At 33.3% G+C, this 18,901-nt stretch carries 20 protein-coding genes and 1 tRNA gene; 11 read left to right on the plus strand and 10 right to left on the minus strand.

The genetic code is table 11. The annotated features are described in order from the left end of the window. The first annotated feature begins 9 nt into the window (after positions 1–9). The 3 genes from BLS90_RS04560 (at position 10) to BLS90_RS04565 (ending at position 959) form a co-directional block, all read left to right on the plus strand. Complete coding sequence (locus tag BLS90_RS04560; protein WP_091255765.1) at positions 10–486, plus strand: hypothetical protein; 477 nt, start codon at positions 10–12, stop codon at positions 484–486. An 89-nt stretch (positions 487–575) separates the two neighbouring features. Continuing rightward, positions 576–731, plus strand: a complete 156-nt coding sequence (locus tag BLS90_RS16775) for a hypothetical protein (protein ID WP_175455432.1) — start codon at positions 576–578, stop codon at positions 729–731. Positions 732–761: 30 nt separating this feature from the next. Continuing rightward, complete coding sequence (locus BLS90_RS04565) at positions 762–959, plus strand: hypothetical protein (RefSeq protein ID WP_091255767.1); 198 nt, start codon at positions 762–764, stop codon at positions 957–959. A gap of 81 nt (positions 960–1,040) precedes the next feature. Here BLS90_RS04565 and BLS90_RS04570 read toward each other — a convergent pair. Next, a tRNA-Leu gene (locus BLS90_RS04570) sits at positions 1,041–1,122 on the minus strand. 108 nt (positions 1,123–1,230) lie between these two features. Here BLS90_RS04570 and BLS90_RS04575 point away from each other — a divergent pair. The 4 genes from BLS90_RS04575 to BLS90_RS04595 all read left to right on the plus strand — a co-directional run bounded on the left by BLS90_RS04575 (position 1,231) and on the right by BLS90_RS04595 (position 5,282). Beyond that, on the plus strand, positions 1,231–2,619 hold the full coding sequence (locus BLS90_RS04575; protein ID WP_091255769.1) for a dipeptidase: 1,389 nt from the start codon (positions 1,231–1,233) through the stop codon (positions 2,617–2,619). Positions 2,620–3,011: 392 nt separating this feature from the next. Further along, positions 3,012–3,437 (plus strand): toxin-antitoxin system YwqK family antitoxin, encoded by a 426-nt coding sequence (locus BLS90_RS04585; protein WP_091255774.1) that lies wholly within the window; start codon positions 3,012–3,014, stop codon positions 3,435–3,437. Between the two features lie 10 nt (positions 3,438–3,447). Further along, complete coding sequence (locus BLS90_RS04590; RefSeq protein ID WP_091255776.1) at positions 3,448–3,822, plus strand: BlaI/MecI/CopY family transcriptional regulator; 375 nt, start codon at positions 3,448–3,450, stop codon at positions 3,820–3,822. Next, positions 3,819–5,282, plus strand: a complete 1,464-nt coding sequence (locus BLS90_RS04595; RefSeq protein ID WP_091255779.1) for a M56 family metallopeptidase — start codon at positions 3,819–3,821, stop codon at positions 5,280–5,282. Before BLS90_RS04590 ends, BLS90_RS04595 begins: the two co-directional genes overlap by 4 nt. A 185-nt stretch (positions 5,283–5,467) precedes the next feature. Here the strand turns inward: BLS90_RS04595 and BLS90_RS04600 are convergent, their stop codons facing one another. From BLS90_RS04600 to BLS90_RS04620, 5 genes are all read right to left on the minus strand, one after another. Further along, on the minus strand, positions 5,468–6,766 hold the full coding sequence (locus BLS90_RS04600) for a tyrosine-type recombinase/integrase (protein WP_091255781.1): 1,299 nt from the start codon (positions 6,764–6,766) through the stop codon (positions 5,468–5,470). A 460-nt stretch (positions 6,767–7,226) separates the two neighbouring features. Next, complete coding sequence (locus tag BLS90_RS04605) at positions 7,227–7,904, minus strand: SDR family NAD(P)-dependent oxidoreductase (RefSeq protein WP_091255783.1); 678 nt, start codon at positions 7,902–7,904, stop codon at positions 7,227–7,229. Positions 7,905–8,076: 172 nt separating this feature from the next. Further along, positions 8,077–8,883 (minus strand): hypothetical protein, encoded by an 807-nt coding sequence (locus BLS90_RS04610; protein WP_091255785.1) that lies wholly within the window; start codon positions 8,881–8,883, stop codon positions 8,077–8,079. 153 nt (positions 8,884–9,036) lie between these two features. Beyond that, positions 9,037–9,711, minus strand: a complete 675-nt coding sequence (locus tag BLS90_RS04615; RefSeq protein ID WP_091255787.1) for a DUF4304 domain-containing protein — start codon at positions 9,709–9,711, stop codon at positions 9,037–9,039. Between the two features lie 329 nt (positions 9,712–10,040). Next, positions 10,041–10,298: a hypothetical protein gene (locus BLS90_RS04620; RefSeq protein WP_091255789.1), complete on the minus strand. Its 258-nt coding sequence runs from the start codon at positions 10,296–10,298 to the stop codon at positions 10,041–10,043. A 70-nt stretch (positions 10,299–10,368) separates the two neighbouring features. Here BLS90_RS04620 and BLS90_RS16780 point away from each other — a divergent pair, with 70 nt between their 5' ends. Beyond that, complete coding sequence (locus BLS90_RS16780) at positions 10,369–10,533, plus strand: hypothetical protein (RefSeq protein ID WP_175455433.1); 165 nt, start codon at positions 10,369–10,371, stop codon at positions 10,531–10,533. Here the strand turns inward: BLS90_RS16780 and BLS90_RS16785 are convergent. The 3 genes from BLS90_RS16785 to BLS90_RS04635 form a co-directional block, all read right to left on the minus strand. After that, positions 10,530–10,670, minus strand: coding sequence for a hypothetical protein (locus tag BLS90_RS16785; RefSeq protein WP_175455434.1), 141 nt, complete (start codon positions 10,668–10,670; stop codon positions 10,530–10,532). The genes BLS90_RS16780 and BLS90_RS16785 overlap by 4 nt on opposite strands. Positions 10,671–11,958: 1,288 nt before the next feature. Next, positions 11,959–12,774, minus strand: coding sequence for a CPBP family intramembrane glutamic endopeptidase (locus BLS90_RS04630; protein ID WP_091255794.1), 816 nt, complete (start codon positions 12,772–12,774; stop codon positions 11,959–11,961). A gap of 365 nt (positions 12,775–13,139) precedes the next feature. Then, positions 13,140–14,510, minus strand: a complete 1,371-nt coding sequence (locus BLS90_RS04635) for a saccharopine dehydrogenase family protein (protein ID WP_091255795.1) — start codon at positions 14,508–14,510, stop codon at positions 13,140–13,142. 187 nt (positions 14,511–14,697) lie between these two features. On the opposite strand from BLS90_RS04635, the gene BLS90_RS04640 reads away from it, so the two are divergent. The 3 genes from BLS90_RS04640 to BLS90_RS04650 all read left to right on the plus strand — a co-directional run bounded on the left by BLS90_RS04640 (position 14,698) and on the right by BLS90_RS04650 (position 18,052). Next, entirely contained in the window at positions 14,698–15,084 is a 387-nt protein-coding gene (locus BLS90_RS04640; protein ID WP_091255798.1) for a DUF423 domain-containing protein, read from the plus strand. 80 nt (positions 15,085–15,164) lie between these two features. Further along, complete coding sequence (gene pckA / locus BLS90_RS04645; protein WP_091255800.1) at positions 15,165–16,766, plus strand: phosphoenolpyruvate carboxykinase (ATP); 1,602 nt, start codon at positions 15,165–15,167, stop codon at positions 16,764–16,766. A 185-nt stretch (positions 16,767–16,951) separates the two neighbouring features. Then, positions 16,952–18,052: a DUF4407 domain-containing protein gene (locus tag BLS90_RS04650; protein ID WP_091256075.1), complete on the plus strand. Its 1,101-nt coding sequence runs from the start codon at positions 16,952–16,954 to the stop codon at positions 18,050–18,052. 83 nt (positions 18,053–18,135) lie between these two features. On the opposite strand, the gene BLS90_RS04655 is transcribed toward BLS90_RS04650, so the two are convergent. After that, positions 18,136–18,846, minus strand: coding sequence for a PH domain-containing protein (locus tag BLS90_RS04655; protein ID WP_091255802.1), 711 nt, complete (start codon positions 18,844–18,846; stop codon positions 18,136–18,138). Positions 18,847–18,901 lie beyond the last annotated feature (55 nt).

The following is an 18,901-nucleotide window of genomic DNA, read 5'->3' on the forward strand; positions in this document are numbered from 1 at the left end:
TTGAGAAAAATGAGCAAATTGAGTGACAATCAAAAATTAATTTTAAAAAAGTTTATAACTCACTTTCTTCCAAAAAGAGGTAACAACAGAAAATATACGACAAATGAAATTGGGTATGTTCAAAGAACATTGGACAAAGTATTTATTCAAAATTTTGGATTTAATTTATCCAGCAAAGATATTCTGGACGAATTTGAAGAGTTAGGTTATACTATATTTACAAAAAAGGGACTTTGGGACAATGAAACTAAAATAGTCAAGCCTTACAAAAAAGGTTCGCTAATCAATTCAATTGACTGCTATTCAGGATATGATGCTTCATTTGTTTATATTGATATTGATCAAGCAAAAATAAAGCAACTAATGATTTCAACAACTAGTTCCAAACTTAATACAAGTGAAATCAAACTCGAGAAAGAAGAAGAAATGAAAAAAGAATTACATTTTTTTAAAAAAACTACTTTATTAATTGCTGGATTCAATTGAAAAAATAAACATTATTTCTGTTGACAATAAAGAATTTATGAATCTTGATCAAACTGCAATTTTTACCGGTCTTTGTAAATCTGTGGTTTATGAATAAACGCATTATCTCTAATTTTAAAATTACAAAACGATTATTTTTTAAAAAATCTGATATTGTTAAATGGATAACTTCATCAAAAGTGACGACAAAAGAAGAACTAAACCAACTGGCAGATGGATATATTTTTAAAAATCCTTTGAGTTAAATCTTAGAGTCACATTTAAAAATAGAAGAAATGAAAGCAGAAGACGTATTTAATATTGCCATTCATCTTTCGGATTATGAACTTCAAAGATTGAATAATTTAATCGTGGATAAGTTAAAATTGAAAACTGAAAAAGTATTAAAGAAACTCTTTAAAACACAAGAACAAGAAGAAATGATGATTCATTTAATAAAACTTTGTTTTTCAAAAGTAAAAAATAAAAAATAATATTCCCGGCATTATTTCGGCAAAAAAAGAAACAAAAAATCCCTAAAACGTTGATTATAAACGTTATAGGGATTTTTAAAGTGCGGATAATAGGACTCGAACCTACACGCCTTGCGGCACCAGATCCTAAGTCTGGCATGTCTACCAATTTCACCATATCCGCGAAATTCTGAGTGCAAATATAAGCATTACTTCTTAAGTTCAAAGGAATTTCTTCAAAAATTATTCACTCAGTTTTTCGTACTTTTGAGATATAAATAAAATTCAAATAATGGAAAATATTAAAGCATACGTTCAAGAACACAAAGATCGCTTTATCAACGAGTTAATCGAATTATTAAAAATCCCATCCGTGAGCGCAGATCCTGCATTCTCGAAAGATATCATCAATACTGCTGATGCCGTAAAGGCCAGTTTAGAGAAAGCGGGCTGTGATTTTGTCGAAATTTGTGATACTCCAGGCAACCCAATCGTTTATGGCGAGAAAATTATTGATCCCTCCTTACCTACCGTTTTGGTTTACGGACATTATGACGTACAACCGGCTGACCCAATCGAATTATGGACTTCTCCCCCTTTTGAACCCGTAATAAAGAAAACCGAAATTCATCCCGAAGGCGCCATTTTTGCAAGAGGTTCTTGCGATGACAAAGGCCAAATGTACATGCATGTCAAAGCATTAGAATACATGATTCAATCCAACACTCTGCCTTGCAACGTGAAATTCATGATTGAAGGTGAAGAAGAAATTGGATCCAAAAGCTTGAGCTGGTTCGTAGAACGCAATCAGGAAAAACTAAAAAACGATGTGATTTTAATTTCAGATACCGGAATGATTTCGAATCAACAACCGTCTATCACCACTGGTTTACGTGGCTTAAGCTATGTAGAAGTTGAAGTTACGGGACCAAACCGCGACTTGCATTCTGGATTATACGGAGGAGCCGTTGCCAATCCAATCAATGTGTTGGCTAAAATGATTGCCTCGCTTCATGATGAAAACAACCACATTACCATTCCTGGTTTCTATGATAATGTCGAAGAATTATCCTTAGATGAAAGAGCTGAAATGGCCAAAGCGCCTTTCAATCTTGAAAATTATAAAAAAGCATTGGACCTTAATGACGTTTATGGAGAAAAAGGCTACGTAACAAACGAAAGAAACTCCATTCGTCCTACATTGGATGTCAACGGAATCTGGGGTGGTTACACCGGAGAAGGTGCTAAAACCGTTATTGCGAGTAAGGCTTTCGCTAAAATCTCGATGCGTTTGGTTCCAAATCAAGATTGGGAACAAATCACTGAATTGTTTACCAAGCACTTCACCAGCATCGCTCCTGCTGGCGTAACTGTACTTGTAAAACCACACCATGGCGGACAAGGTTACGTAACCCCAATAGACAGCATTGGCTACAAAGCCGCAAACATGGCGTATACGGAAACCTTTGGCGTTCCCGCCATTCCAGTGCGTTCTGGAGGAAGTATTCCAATCGTGGCGTTATTCGAAAAAGAGTTAAAATCAAAAACGATTCTTATGGGATTTGGATTGGATAGCGATGCTATTCACTCACCAAACGAACACTTCGGAATATTCAATTACTTAAAAGGGATTGAAACCATTCCGTTGTTTTACAAATATTTCGTGGAGTTGTCAAAATAAATTCCTTTCCTTAAATACTAAATCCGCTCTAATAGGGCGGATTTTTTTTGGGCGTTCCCCGCTGAAAATAGTGGGTCAGGCTGTCCGTTCTCAATCTTTTTATTTTTTGAAATAAAAAAATAAAAAGGATTTCCACTTCCATCCTTAACGCAAATTCGAAAATTATCCCATTGGTATCTATTTTAAAATCTGCGAATCTGCGGTTATAATCTTTTAAAATTAAACCAAAACAGGCAGATAGTGCACAATCCCGTAAGCTATTTGAAACCAAAAAAAAGGAATTTCACTAGAATCACTAACGCAAGCCACTGAATGACACTATATTTTTTATAAAAACTTGTTTATTTCAATTTTTATTCTACATTTGTAGAGCAATGTTTTAATCTGTAGAAATGAAAATTCAAAACCAGTATTCAATCATCATCATTCTTTTGTGTATAAATCTCACTAGCTGCAAAATTAATCAAACCAAAAACGGATTAAAAACAGGAAAATGGATTCAGACGGAAAAATTCATGAACACCGAATCCATTGCAACAGGAAGATACAAAAAAGGAGATAAAACAGGAATTTGGAAAGAATTCCTCAGCGATAAATTACTTTCAAAAGAAAAGTATAAAAAAAACAGTTGCCACGTCATCAAATATCACAATACTGGTAAAATTCAACAAATAGGTATTTCACATAAAGCCATTGTAAATTCAAAAATAGAATGGCTGCCCACAGGAGAATGGACATTTTATGACTCCGAAGGCGTTTTACTAGGAACAAAAATCTATGAAAAAGGAATACCCATTCAAGAAATTTACACCAAATAAAAAATAAAACATGCAACAACTCACGAACGCCGAAGAACAAGTAATGGAACACCTTTGGAAACTCGAGAAAGGCTTCATGAAAGACTTGCTTGAAGCCTATCCAAAACCAAAACCCGCAACCACAACCATTGCTACATTATTGAAAAGAATGATCGACAAGCAATTTGTAGCCTACACTGAATTTGGGAACTCACGGGAATATTATCCTTTGGTCAAAAAAACGGATTATTTCTCGAAACACGTCAACGGATTGATTAGTAATTTTTTCAACAATTCGGCATCACAATTCGCCTCTTTCTTTACCAAAGAAACCAATTTATCGCAAACGGAACTGGAAGAACTCAAGAAAATAATAGACAGTGAAATTCTAAAAAAGAAAAAATGAGCGACTTTCTAATCAAATCGACAATTACTTTATTTGTGCTACTGGCAGTGTATTATTTGTTTTTGGAAAAAGAAAAAATACACGTTTTCAATAGGTTTTACTTGCTATTCAGCCTTGTTTTTTCAATGGTGATTCCATTCATAACTATTGAAGTGATTCAGGAAATAGCACAACCTACAGTCAATCCGGGAACTATCCGAATACTGCAAGGAAGCGCTGTAATCATGGAGGAAACAAACTATCTGGCAATAGGATTATGGAGTTTGTATGCTGTAGTAACACTCGTTTTGGCGGTACGTTTTTTCAGTAATATCATCAAGATTTCGTCTAAAATGAAGTCGAATACACCAATTGATTATAAGAATGCTAAACTGATTTTGGTTCCAGAAAAAACGCTGCCTCACACTTTCCTGAATACTATTTTCATCAACGAAACGGAGTACAACAATCGTGAAATTGAAGCTGAATTGTACACGCACGAACTCACGCATGTAACCCAAAAACACACGTTGGATATTTTATTCATCGAACTATTGAAAACCGTTTTTTGGTTCAACCCTATTTTTATTTTTTACAAAAAAGCCATACAACTCAACCACGAATTTCTTGCTGACGAGAAAGTAGTGACCTCCTATAACAATGTTCCGTTCTACCAATCTTTATTACTATCGAAAGCAAACGAGAACCAAACTTTTTACTTGGCCAGTAATTTGAATTATTTAATAACTAAAAAACGATTAATTATGATGACAAAAACCACATCAAAAACAGAAGCTTTATTAAAAAAAGCAATGCTAATTCCTGTAGTAACTGCCTTATTGTTTTTACTGTGTACGAAAGTCGTTGCGCAAGAAACCAATGTAAAAAAAGAAACTACTCCTGCGAAACCAGGAAATTTATTTAAAACGTATTACGACAAAACTACTTTTAAGATCAAAGATGAAAAAGGAAAGATTGCCAGCGAAAAAAAATACAATGAACTAACTCCTGTAGAAAAGAGAGCGATACCTTCTATCCTATCCAAGCAAAAAGAATTACCTACAAACGAGGAACTTCTGGCAACATTAAGTAAAGGAGCTCCTGAAGTGATTGAAATTGATACGTATGATTCTAAAAATCAGTTTGTCCAAAAAGGTGAAAATGAAGTCTATAATACTGCTGGAATAACCGAAAAACCAGATTTTCCGGGAGGAATAATGGAATTTTACAAATTTGTCGGCAATAATTTTAAAACACCAGAACAACCTAACTTAAAAGGAAAAGTATACATCACCTTTATCATAGAAAAAGACGGCAGTTTAAGCGACATAAAAAACATACGAGATATTGGTTTTGGAACCGGTGAAGAAGCCATCCGTGTTTTGAAAATATGCCCAAAATGGATTCCCGGTAAAATGAACGGCGTTCCTGTTAGAGTAATGTATAGCTTACCAATAACTATCCAATCTGGAAAATCGTAATTGTAAAAAAAGAAATCCGCTTCTACTTTTGAAGCGGATTTATTAAATTAACGTCTTGGCGATTTGCGTGGTAGCAAACTTAGTAACCGATTACTTACCGTTACAGATAATATTTCTTGCGAAAAGCAAACGTGTATTTAACAGAAAATTCGCAGTATCGCAAAACTGCTACTATGCAAAACACTTTAATACAACATTCCAATTATATCTTCTACAAATGCTTTGATTTTTTGGCCTTTCGGCTTGTATTTTCCTGGATGTCCACATTTATTCCTTAAATCTAAACAAGTATTTTTAAGTTCTTCTTTTTTTGTTTTGTCTAATAATTTTAATTTACAAGCAAGTTCTAATAAATACTCATCTTTTATATAACCAAAATCATCAATTACTTTAATTTCTTTTGCTTTAGGGTATATTTTCTTTAATTCGGTATTTATGAAACCTAAAGATTGTGTTAAACACATTTTTTGAATTTTATAAACGGAAGCTGTCCATAGAAAAATGACTCCTGCACGTAAAGCATTAGCTTTGAAACATCGCAAACCCTCTTTTAAATAATCTCGCTCTTCTTCATCCGTTACTTTAGAAAGTATATATTCTAAATCTGTTGTGTCTAAAAAATCAGAATTATTTTTCTGTTCCATTTGTAGAGTATCAAATGGACTTGAGTTATATTTTTTAGTTGGAAAACATACGTCATTAAATAATTTTAATGTTTCAGTGCTTTTTATGTTTAACTCTTCTAAAATATTATTTAAAGGAATTCCGTCTTCAGTTAAATGCTTAATGTGTGAATTTTTTATTGAACGAGTTGTTAAAACTTTATTGAAGTTATTCTTTTCTACACTAATTCTAAAAGTATGTTGTATTGTTCTGTCTGATAGTTGACTTCCTTCATTTTGTCCTTCAAATAAGTATAGCGTAGGTTTGTATATTTTATAATAATCTCTCAAGTTTTCTAAAATTGATGCAGGTAAAAATGCTACTCTTTTTATTTTTGTGGTGTTATCTCTTATGGTAACAGTTCTTTTTTTACTGTTCAAATCTGTTATTCGTAGATTAATGACTTCACTTGTGTCTATACCTAAAGCGTACATGATTTCAAAAATTGCTTTATGCTTTTTGTTTGATATAGATTGAAAAAAATGTGCAATCTCTTGTTTAGTAAAATATTCTTTTGGTATTGAAATTGATTTAGGAATTGGTATTAAATTCACGTCTAAATTTTTGTTCAGAATAGTATTAAAGCCATAATTAATACCATATTTTATTGGGCGTAACGTTCCATTTTTTAATGATTTGTTTTTGAATAATGATTTAGAAAATTTAGCAAGATCATTATTGTCAATTTCATTAACATCATTTTTTTTTGTAAATATTGTAAAACGTTTTATTCCAGAAACATATAGCTTAATAGTTGACTCGGAAAAATTATCATTTCGTAGTCTACTTTCTATTGTGTCGTAAAATAATTCTGTATTCATATTTATGTGTTTGAATATTGTGCATAAGTAGTATACAACCAAAACAAACCTTCATACGTACCCATAAAACTAAGTATATTGACAAAAGTCTGTTTCGCTTTATGCTTTTCAAATATATTAAAATTTTCTTACAATTTAGTAAAATAAACGGCGCGTTATTAGAATGCGTTGCGTGAGGGATGGCAGCGAAAATCCTTTATGTTTTTTCTTTAAAAACATAAAGATTGCAGCGAACAGCCCGACCCGAAGTTGCTAGGAGGAACGACGAAGCAATTTGCAGGGTCACGCCAAAAAAACAGTTCTCAAAAAAAGAGGACACTAAATCCTCTTCGTGTTTTGGCTGAACTTTTTACGAAAACTCCCTAGTGTTAACGGACTTGCAATCGGTTCAGTTCAACCGGAGTCTCATTGTTCGTGCTGCGCAAGTAAAGAAACTCTAGCTTTTGTGGGAAGTGCTTGTTTACCACAGCATTTCTTCTTGCAATTCAGCATTCCAAAAGGTTCCTGTTTTCATTTCGGTTTCTATTAGTTTAAATATTCCGTTTGCAGAAAATTCAGTTGATAATGGTGCACCTTTAGTTGATAATTTTGTATTTACCCAACCTGGATGAATTGAATTCACATCAATATTTCTATCTTTCAATCTTGCAGATAAAGTTTTAGTGTACATATTTAATGCAGCTTTAGACATTCTGTAAGCAGTTGAATCGATTTTTGCTGTTCTATTCAGCGTTGCCATGATAGAAGAAATATTTAAAATTTTTCCGTTTTGATTTACTAAATCTAAAACAGTTTCGGTAAAATTCACAAGTCCAAAAACATTCGTTTCAAAAGTTGCTCTCAAACTTTCTAAATCTGGCTCCGTTTTATCTAAATCGGGCCCAATTCCAGCATTGTTAACTAAAATATCAATCCCGTTGAATTTATTTCTAATTAATTTGTTCGCATTTTCAATTGACTTTTGATTTGTCACATCTAATGCTACAACAAATAAGTTTTTAGATTTAATATTCTCAATTTTCCCATTTCTGGAAGTTCCAATTACATAATATTTTTCAGCAATTAGTTTCTCTGCTAGTGCATTTCCAATTCCTGAATTTGCTCCTGTGATTAGGACAATCTTATTTTTAAAATTCATTTTTCTTTTTTAGTTTTTTTTGGGCAATATAGTAGACAACTTTATACCACTTTAAGATGGCTGAAAATGCGTAACCTTTCAGTTTTCGGCTTAACGAAAACGTGATGCGAAACGGGAATTCCGGTAAATTCCAATAAGTTCAAAGCTGTTAGTCATAGTACTTTCTCAATAATTAATTCACCAAAATATCGCCATTTGAATCATACAAAAATATCCAACTTATATCATTTGTTGACATTAACATATCATTATCGTAATACATTTCGGTGTGTTTTCGGTAATTATTTTTTGAGATTGAACGATAGAAATACTCATCTGATAAATATAATCTTTTCCATGGATTTATAGAGTTATCATAATTTTCAAATATTCGAACAATTTTTTCACCTTTATTTATCCCGTATTCTTGCCTAAAATATTCCGTTCTTGTTAAATTACCATTAGAATTATAATAAAAATTTTCTATATAACTTAAATATTCATTTGGACCTGTAGCGCCATAAGCCATATCTGGAAGAGTAGTTTTTATCTGCACGAGTTTATTGTTGGAATAATTGTAAAGAAGTGTTTTAGAAAAATGGTTATTGGTTATAGCGGGGATTTCTTTTTTCTCAATTTGCATTGAGTTATTTAGCGTAAAGTATATTGAATTGTAAGGGACTACAAATAAATTTGTGCTTGAGAAGCTTTCTACAGTAACTCTATTATTATCGTATAATAATGAAGTATAGTTTTCAGAGAAAAAACGTAATGGACCAGAGTAGGTTAATGGCATAAACTCTCCTGTTTTTTTAACAAGTCGTTTACTGTTATCATATTCAAAATAAGTGTATAATTCAGTGGGATCTCCTGGCCTAAAACCCCGACTCATTTTACTTACTAAATAAGCATTATTTTGATATTTATCAATTTCTTCTTCATCACGAGAACAAGAAAAAAGTAAAATTCCTAGAGTTAAAAATGTTAAAATTTGTTTCATTTATTATTTATTTGGTATTATGCCCAACGTTTTGCTGCTTTGAGATGGCTGGAAGTTCGTAAACGCTCAGTTTTCGGCTTAACGAAAACGTGATGCGAAACGGAAATTCCACTAAATTCCAGCTAGCTCAAAACAGCTGTTATGTGACGTATTTCATTCTATATTAATTTGGTAAAGCTTCGCAATACTTCTTAAACGGTTAATTGCTTCTTCATTTATTTTTGGTGTCGATTCGTATGTTTTACTTTGTCCATTAGGATAATTAAAAGTTGTAGTACTTTGTTTTGGTTTTAATGTTTCTATGTAATGTTTTTTCAACAATTTTATTCCATCTTCAGCATTATTTGTTTTCATCAAAAATGTAAACATATTTAAAATTCCCATTGTGTTTTCTGTGATATTCTTTTTTTTAATTAAGCCACTTAATGATTTTAGTGATTCATAATCCGTAAAAATTTCAACTGCATTTGTCTCTATTTCACTTTGAATTTCATTCTTTAAACTTTCGTATGATATACTTTTATTCATTTTATACCATTTTGCAAATCCAACATTTAAAAAACAATCATATTCTTTTGGATAGTTTGGTAACGACCTAGATTGTGTTTCAAAAAATATTTCAGAATTAAAAAAACCAATATTAAAAGTAAATGTAATTTCGTCTGCTGAATTCCATTGGCTTTTTTGAATGTTAAATACTTGTACAATGTCATTGACACTCTTTTTATAATTCCGAGCATTTTTCTTAAACCCTAAATTTTTTAAAGTTGGATTTATAATTTCTTTTATTAAATTATCAAATTCAGTTTGAAAATCTCTTGTTGTCATTGTATCTGCGATTTTTTTTAATATGTCACATAACGTCTCGTGGTTTTGCTGATGGCGTGGACTTCGTAAATTTTAATTTTCTGCTTTGCAGAGTTATGATGCGAAACGGTAATTCCACTAAACCCACGCTATCGCAAAACCACTGTTGTCATGTCGGTTTTCTCTCCATTTTGGATTCGTAATCGATTAACACTTCCGCACAATGCAAACTACACAAGATATTTTAGATGAATTAATTTTTCATTTCGACAAGGTTACAGCTTTAATGGATAAATACCCAAACGCTATTCAAATTCTTAATAACGAAGAATATGGACTTTCTTTAGATGTTAATCTAAGTTTGATAGAAATTTATCCAAGGGAAGAATATTAAGTTCTGAAATAACTATTTCTAAATCTTTTGACATAGTTTTATTCATGTATTTTGATAAGCATTTTACTAAATATCCTTCTTCAGCCTTTGTTGTTTTTAATGATGAAATTGGGTAAGGATTAGAGTTTCCTGGAGGCATAATAGGTTTTCCAATCAGGATTTCTGAATAGTATTTAGTTACCGATTCGGCTTCATCTTTAGTGAATATTCTCATAATGTTATTAAAGGTTAAAAATTAAATTACTAATCATCGGTTCTTCGAAACCGTACTAAAACAAAAACAAATGCAAATTCCAGGAAACCCAGATTACTCGTATGTGTATTTAAGTAAAGCACAACAAGAAATTGCTTCTAAAGTAGAAGTAATGCTAATTGGATTAACAGTAAAAGAAGCACAAGAGTTACTTCATTGTGTACGTAAGGCTGTAGAACATACTAAAATCAGTTAATTTCTATTTACCGCAGACCATATTCTTTTTAAAAGAGTATTGTTTTCTGCATTATCGCCTTTTATTTCGTCGATTTCGCCACGTAATGATTGAATTTCTTCTCGTAGTCTTCTGATTTCGTCTTTTAATTCTTCCATAATTTGGTTATTTACCTTTCGGCTTTTGGTTACTATTTTCAGAGTTTTAAGATTGAGAGGGAGGTTAATCCCTCTCAGCAGTCTACGACTTGGCTTTAGAATACGATTTGATTTTATTTAAATACAGATTTTAATGTGTCTTAACACTTACACCAAAGCGATGCGACCACTTTAATCAGTTTCACCAAGGAAGTTAATAAATCAACCCACTTGGAAATCTTTTCGAGTTTCCACATAATTTTCTTTAGCTTTTGTACAGTCGCTGGACTGAAACAGGAAATAAGCTTCCTGTTCTTCTTAAAAACTTTGAGCATTAAACCCTATCATATTTGGTAGGGTTTTCTGTTTTGGTTCTCTAAACTGTATGACAACGTCCCCGCGCTACAAGCAGTTTGGGACTAAATTAAGCCTATTCTTCGGATTTGCCAAATCATCCAAATACAAAACCATATTTAAATTAAGCCTAATCCCCAAATTGCTTGTAGCGTGTGTTACTGGCTGGTTATTTTGTCGAAATTACAATTAAACCGCAATTTTTCACGCTTCAGCTGGCAGAATCCAACTTTCACATTTCTGCTTTTCTGCTCATAATTTTCAACGTTTTATTTCAATTATTTACTTTTCGATTTATAATTTCTGCGCAAAAAATTTCAAGTTTAGGCTTTTTAAGTTTCTGCTTGCAGATTCCGACTTTCACGTTTCTGCTTTTCAAATTCCAATTTTCACGCTTCTGCTTTCAGGTTTCAACTTTTCAAGTTTCTACAGGCAAGTTCCAATTTCACGCTTCTGTTTTGTAAACATTTTTGCGGAAACAAATGTTTTTTCCAAATCGAAATTACCTGCGTAATTTCGGCATAACTAGCCAGTAACTAGTATATAGACGAAACAAACCTTCGCATATACACCACAATCGGGTAGATTGGCGAAGGTCTGTTTCGCTTTGCGTTTTCCAAATATACTAAAATTTTCCTACAATTTAATAAAAAAAACGTCTCGTCAGTAGAGGCGTTGCGTGAGGGATGGCAGCGAAAATCCTTTATGTTTTTTCTTTAAAAACATAAAGATTGCAGCGAACAGCCCGACCCGAAGTTGTGAGGAGTAACGACGAAGCAATTTGCAGGGTCACACCAAAAAACAGTTCTCAAAAAAAGAGGACATTAAATCCTCTTCATACTCTGGCTAAACTTTATACGAAAACTCCTTAGTATTAACGGACCTGCAATCTGTTCAGTTCAACCGGAGTTTCATTGTTCGCTGCGCAAGTAACTCTAGCTGTTGGTGACAGTATTCATTCTATTTCTAATTTTTGCATAATATTATTTTCATTGCAGTTTAAAATCATATACACTCCTCCAGCCATAATAAATGCAAAAAAGATTGTGGTCGGTATTCCTGTACTCCAATCAACACCCATACCTTCCTTTACTGCAGATATTTCTGCTGTAACGGTCTTTAGTTCTCCAGAGCCAAAGCTAAAATTTACTAAAGCGTGAATAAAAGCTGGAATAACAATATTTTCGGTTCGAACCATTAGTCCGCTAAAAAAAACTCCAATAGATAAAGCAAAAAAAACTTGTGAGGTGATACCTATTAAGTTGGCTGGCTGACCAAATAAGTTAACGAAATGAACAATTCCGAACAAAGAACTTGATAGTATTGCTCCAATAAGAATTGGACGTTGAGAGTTTTTAAGAGCCTTTATACATAATGGAAAAATTGCTCCTCTAAAAATAAATTCTTCTACAACACCAACTGCTAATACTGACAACCCAAATAAAAGAAGTGTATGAAATTCAGAATTATAATAAATTTTCCAGTTAGTGAATAATCCCATTAAAATAAACATTAGAGGGATGAATAAGGCTTGGATATTTGTAAACTTACCTAGAGAATCCAAGCCAGTAAATTTTTCAAATTTTAACTTTTTAATTAAAAAATAAGCTACAAATATTAATATTACTCGAACTACTAAACCTGAACTGTTTTTAGCAGTAAGGTCATCAATTTGAAAAGATGATAATAGTTCTCTTAGTGGTTTTTCAATCCATAAGAAGGATAAAAATCCAATAAAAATTAATGTCGCTATTTTGAATTCTTTTTTCATTTTTATTGTCACCAACTATTATATATGCGCTACAGACTTTCGCATACACCTAAATCAAGATAGATTGGTAAAAGTCTGTTTCGTTTCGCACTTTCCAAATATACTAAAATTTTCTTCCAATTTAGTAAAAACGATTCGTCATTGCAATGCGTTGCGTGAGGGATGGCAGCGAAAATCCTTTATGTTTTTTCTTTAAAAACATAAAGATTGCAGCGAACAGCCCGACCCGAAGTTGCCAGGAGGAACGACGAAGCAATTTGCAGGGTCACGCCCATACTTCGGCTACGCTCAGCATAAAGAATTTAAAAAAACAAATCCGCTTCAAGAGGAGCGGATTTATCAAACTAAAAATCTAAAAAAAACTACTAACTAAACTCTTTATCCGGATTGTATCCTAAATACGGCATGGATTGTTCCTTGAAAACAACACCGTATTCCTCTAATTCTTTCAAAATAGGCTCATAAACTTCCTTACGAATGGGCAATTGCACTCCCGGAGTCGTGATTTTACCATTCAAAATTAATAAGGTCGCCATTGCAACGGGTAAACCCACTGTTTTTGCCATGGCTGTATAGGTTTGATCGTCACCAATGCAAACCATTTTGGAATCTATTTGTTCTTTTTTGCCATGTATTTTGTATCCAAATTTGTGATACATGACAATCATATCTTTATCATCTTGCTGAAGCGTCCAGCTGTCAGTCAATATTTTTTCCAGAATTTGTGCCGGAGTCGCGTTTTTCAAACCTACTTTTTTGTTTGGGTTGAACAAATCGAGTTCCAATAATTTGTCCCACATGATATCGTCCTGATCAATTTTTAGAATCAAACGGGTTTTAATTTCTACTGAATCCGTGGGATGATATGGCAGGAAAGAATTCACAAATTCTCTGTAACTCATATTCTCCGAATCCTCCATAACGTAACTGTCATCCGTCATTCCTAATTGCACAAACATATTCCAAGCTTTCGAGAAACCCACTCTTCTAATCGTTCCTCTGTATAACGTAAGCACATTATCTAAACCATACACACTGCGGTATTTCAATGAATCCCGATTCGAATAGCCTTCGAATCGACCATATCCTTCCACTTGCAAAAACTCAGTTCTGCGAAACAAATTACAATACGGAATGTATTTATATGTTCCTTCCTGAATAAACTTGGCAGCGCCACCTTGACCCGCAAGAACTACATTGCGTGGTGCCCAAGTAAATTTGTAATTCCAAAGATTCGTATCGGACTCTGGCGCTACAAGCCCGCCACAAAAGGATTCAAATAAAATCATCTCACCGCCTTTTTCCTTAATCTCATCAATCACTTTCATGGCACTCATGTGGTCAATGCCTGGATCAAGTCCAATTTCATTCATGAAAATAAGATTATTTTCCTTTGCGGCAGCATCTAATTCCTGCATCGCATCACTCACGTATGAGGCGGTAACCAAATGTTTTTTATAAATAATACAATCTTTGGCCACCTGAATATGCAAATAAGCTGGTAACATTGAGATCACAATATTGGCATTCTCAATCGCCGCTTTTCTTTGATTTTCATCAAAAATATCCAAAGCAATTGCAGTAGCATTGGAGTGATTGTTTGTCTTTTTTTGGGCCAATTCCAATGACAAATCACCAATAACAAGATGCAGATTCTCTTTTTCAGATTTACTTAAAAGATACTGAATTAAAGAGGATGCGGATCTTCCTGCCCCAATGATTAAAATTGTTCTCATTTTTATACATTTATAACACAAACATACAAAAATGTTTAATTTATAACAAACTAGCACTAGATAATTTAGAAAATTAAAATCGAAAAGGGAAACTTTCGCGATTCTACCATGCAAATTAAAAGTATCGGTCAAATTACTTTTAAATTGAGGTGGTATGAAATACTTTTGTAATAAAATCACTAATCTCATGGACAAAAAGATACTTTCAACAGGAGCAATTTTAGGAATGATTGCTATAATTCTGGGTGCTTTTGGCGCGCATGCCCTAAAAAAAGTACTGACAATTGAACAATTAGCCACTTTTGAAACCGGTGTACGCTACCAAATGTATCATGCCATTTTTTTATTATTTATTGGTCTAACGCAAGACCTCTCCCTAAAAACTAAAAAAACAATCTACTTATTGGTCGTATTTGGTGTTCTTTTATTCTCCGGTTCTATTTATTTATTAGCCACAAATGACCTTACTGCTTTTGATTTTAAAATTATTGGATTCGTAACTCCCATTGGTGGACTCCTGCTAATTGTGGCTTGGGGCATTTTATTACTGCGCATATTAAATAAAAAATCATAAAACTAGCAGAATGAAACGCTAACTGAAAATTAATTTCTACTTTTGCAGTCTATAAAAAGAAACCACACAACAACACATTTATGGACAATAACACACTTTTCACGCAATCGATTTCGTTAAAAGAATTAGGAATTGAAAATGCAAAAATTCATTACCAGTTATCCCCTGAAGAATTACACGACATTACAATACAATCAGGTCAAGGAATAGAGGTTTCATCAGAATCATTAGCGGTAAACACAGGGGAATACACAGGACGCTCTCCAAAGGATCGTTTCATTGTAAAAGACAGCATTACCGACGACAAAGTTTGGTGGGGAAATGTAAACATCCCTTTTGCGCCAGAGGCCTTTGATGCCTTGTATAACAAAGTGACTGCTTATTTATCAAACAAAGAAGTTTTCGTTAGAGATGCTTATGCATGTGCAGATCCCAATTACAGATTAAATATTAGAGCTGTTACTGAAAACGCATGGTCTAATTTATTTTGTTACAACATGTTTTTAAGACCTGAAGTACAAGAATTAGCTGATTTTACGCCAGAATGGACTTTAATATCTGCGCCAGGTTTCTTCGCAGACCCTGAATTAGATGAAACACGTCAAAGCAACTTTGCGATTTTAAATTTTACTAGAAAAATAGTCCTTATTGGTGGCACTGGCTACACTGGAGAAATAAAAAAAGGAATTTTTTCTGCTTTGAACTTTATAATGCCTGTTTTTAGAAATACAATGCCAATGCATTGCAGCGCAAACGTAGGGGAAAATGAAGATACTGCAATTTTCTTTGGATTATCAGGAACTGGAAAAACTACCTTATCTGCAGACCCTAACCGTAAACTAATAGGTGATGATGAACATGGATGGACGAATGAAAATACTATCTTTAATTTTGAGGGAGGATGTTATGCAAAAGTGATCAATCTTTCGGAAGAAAATGAACCAGATATTTTCAGAGCAATAAAAAAAGGGTCGCTTTTAGAAAATGTAATTGTCAATGCAGACACCAAAGAAGTTGATTTTGAAGATGTTTCTATAACAGAAAACACTAGGGTAAGTTATCCAATATTCCACATCGACAATATCCAACCAGGATCTATTGGGAAAAATCCAAAAAATATCTTTTTCCTAACAGCCGATTCTTTTGGTATTTTGCCTCCAATTTCTAAACTAACTCCTGGACAGGCTGCTTACCACTTTATTTCTGGATATACAGCTAAAGTAGCAGGAACCGAAGCAGGAATTACCGAGCCTCAACCTAACTTTTCTGCTTGTTTTGGCGCCCCTTTTATGCCTTTACATCCCACTAAATATGCTGAGATGTTAAGTAAAAAAATCAAAGATGCTAACGTAAAAGTTTGGCTAATAAATACTGGATGGACTGGAGGTCCTTACGGAATAGGGAGTAGAATGAAATTAAAGTACACGCGTGCTATGATTACAGCCGCTCTCAATGGAGACTTAGACGAAGTGGGGTATGAGAATCATAAAGTTTTTGGAATAGCCAAACCACAAACCTGTCCCAATGTACCTAGTGAAATATTAAATCCTAGAAATACTTGGGAAGATCCTGAGTTGTACGACAAAAAAGCCATTGAATTAGCACAGAAATTTAAAGCTAATTTCGCCAAATTTGAAGAATTTGCAAATGACGAAATTATGGCGGGAGCTCCAAAAGCGTAAGCCACTACTAATCTATAAACTATAGAGCCGTTCGTAAAGAACGGCTCTTTTTTTGTCTGTACAAAACAGTAATCAAAAACAAATCAACTATTTATACCAAGATTCATTTTTTGGCGTTAAATTTGAATCAATCAATCACCCGAGCTGGAATAGCAAACCGGCGAAGCAATCAAAAATCATCAATCATGTTAAAACAATTTTTCATCCTTTGTTCCGGAGCTGATAAAGACTTAATTGAAGGCTGTTCCGAAGGCGAACAAACTAAATATATAGGCATTGGAGCTACCGTTTTCTTTACCGCCGTAATGGCTTTTATTGCCAGTTCTTATGCGCTGTTCACTGTGTTTGACAATGTGTTTCCCGCATTACTCTTTGGATTAGTCTGGAGTTTACTTATTTTTAATTTAGATCGTTTTATTGTATCCACCATTCGAAAAAGAGATCGCTTTGGAAGTGAATTTCTACAGGCAACTCCCCGAATTATTTTGGCAGTAATTATCGCTATTGTAATTTCAAAACCATTGGAAATTAAAATCTTCGAGAAAGAGATTAATACCGTTTTACTAAAGGAGAAAAACGCCATGGCTTTGAGTAACAAAAAGGAAGTAGCTACTTATTTCAAATCGGATTTAGATAAAAATAAAACAGAAATCGACAATTTGAAATCAGAAATCACAAACAAGGAGAAAGAAGTCAATACGCTCTATGAAACGTACATCACTGAAGCTGAAGGAACAGCTGGCACCAAAAAGTTAGGCAAAGGCCCCGTTTTTAAAGAAAAAATTGCCAAACATAATTTGGCTTCTGCCCAATTGGATTCGATCAAAAAAGCCAACCTAGCTAAGATTATCACCATAGAAAAAAATTCTCAGACACTGCAAACTGATTTAGATAAAAAAGTTACCGAAAGCCAACCTATAATAGATAGTTTTGACGGTTTAATGGCTCGAATCAATGCCTTGGATAAGTTACCTTGGCTGCCTTCTTTTTTTATCATGCTCTTGTTTCTAGCCATTGAAACGTCTCCTATTATTGCTAAACTTTTATCTCCAAAAGGCGAATACGATTATAAATTAGAAGATCTGGAAACAGCATTAAAAGCAACAATTGAACAAGACAAATACCAACGTACTTTGTTGGTTAAAACTAGTGCAACCATGCACGATAAAATCTACGGAGACCTAGTAGACGACAAACATTTGTATGATTTACAACGCAAAAACGCTTCTGATTTAATAGAATTACAATCTAATAATTTTGTAGAAAAGCAGAAAAGAACACTTTAGTCTTAATGTTAGAAAGTCGAAAGTCCTAAAGTCAAAAGATAACGTATTACTTTTGACTTTAGGACTTTCGACTTTAAGACTAATTACATATAGCTCAAAATTTCTTTTTTGAAAGCATCGTACTCTCCTTGCAAAATCAAACCGTTGTCTAGTAATTTTTTATAATTCTGTAGTTTTTCAAAAAGTGCATCCTGCGACAAGTTGTGCAAACCATTTTCTTTTTGAAGATCAGCAGGTGCATTGAACTCCTCGGATTTCAAATTAAAAGGTGGAGGTGTAATGGTCATTATTTCAGCAAAGCTAGTCACTTCTTCCGTCTCCATTTCTTCAATAATTTCCTCTTCTTGTACCACAACCATTGGATCTTCATCAAATGTTGATGCATTAAAAACGGCACCATTTTTTAGTAGATCCAATTGTTCTTTAGCATAAGTAAAAATCTTTCTCGCTTGAATTTTTGGAATATAATCAATCGAAACCTCCATATTAGTTCGAGTTGTAAATGAAAACTCGGAACCTAAAATATTTTCTTTTACAAAAGTGCCTTCAATCTCATCCCAAGTGTAATCAATAAAATTCATGGAAAGTCCCAGATTTTTAGGCTGACAAATAATAATTCTTTTATTCGTCATCACAATACTATCTGGCAAAACAGTAATCGCTGGTTTTTTTTGAACAGCGATATATCCTATTTCCTCATTCTTCATCAATAAATCACTCAATTTTGAAGCTATTTTTTCAATGGCTTTTGGATCTTGTTCTTCGTTTAAAAACTTCTTAAATTGTTCTTTCATTTTTATGCTGAATTTATTTCAGTACCTGTTTATTATTTATATCTAAATTCCCTCG

Source organism: Flavobacterium omnivorum, assembly GCF_900099915.1.
GTDB lineage: Bacteria > Bacteroidota > Bacteroidia > Flavobacteriales > Flavobacteriaceae > Flavobacterium > Flavobacterium omnivorum.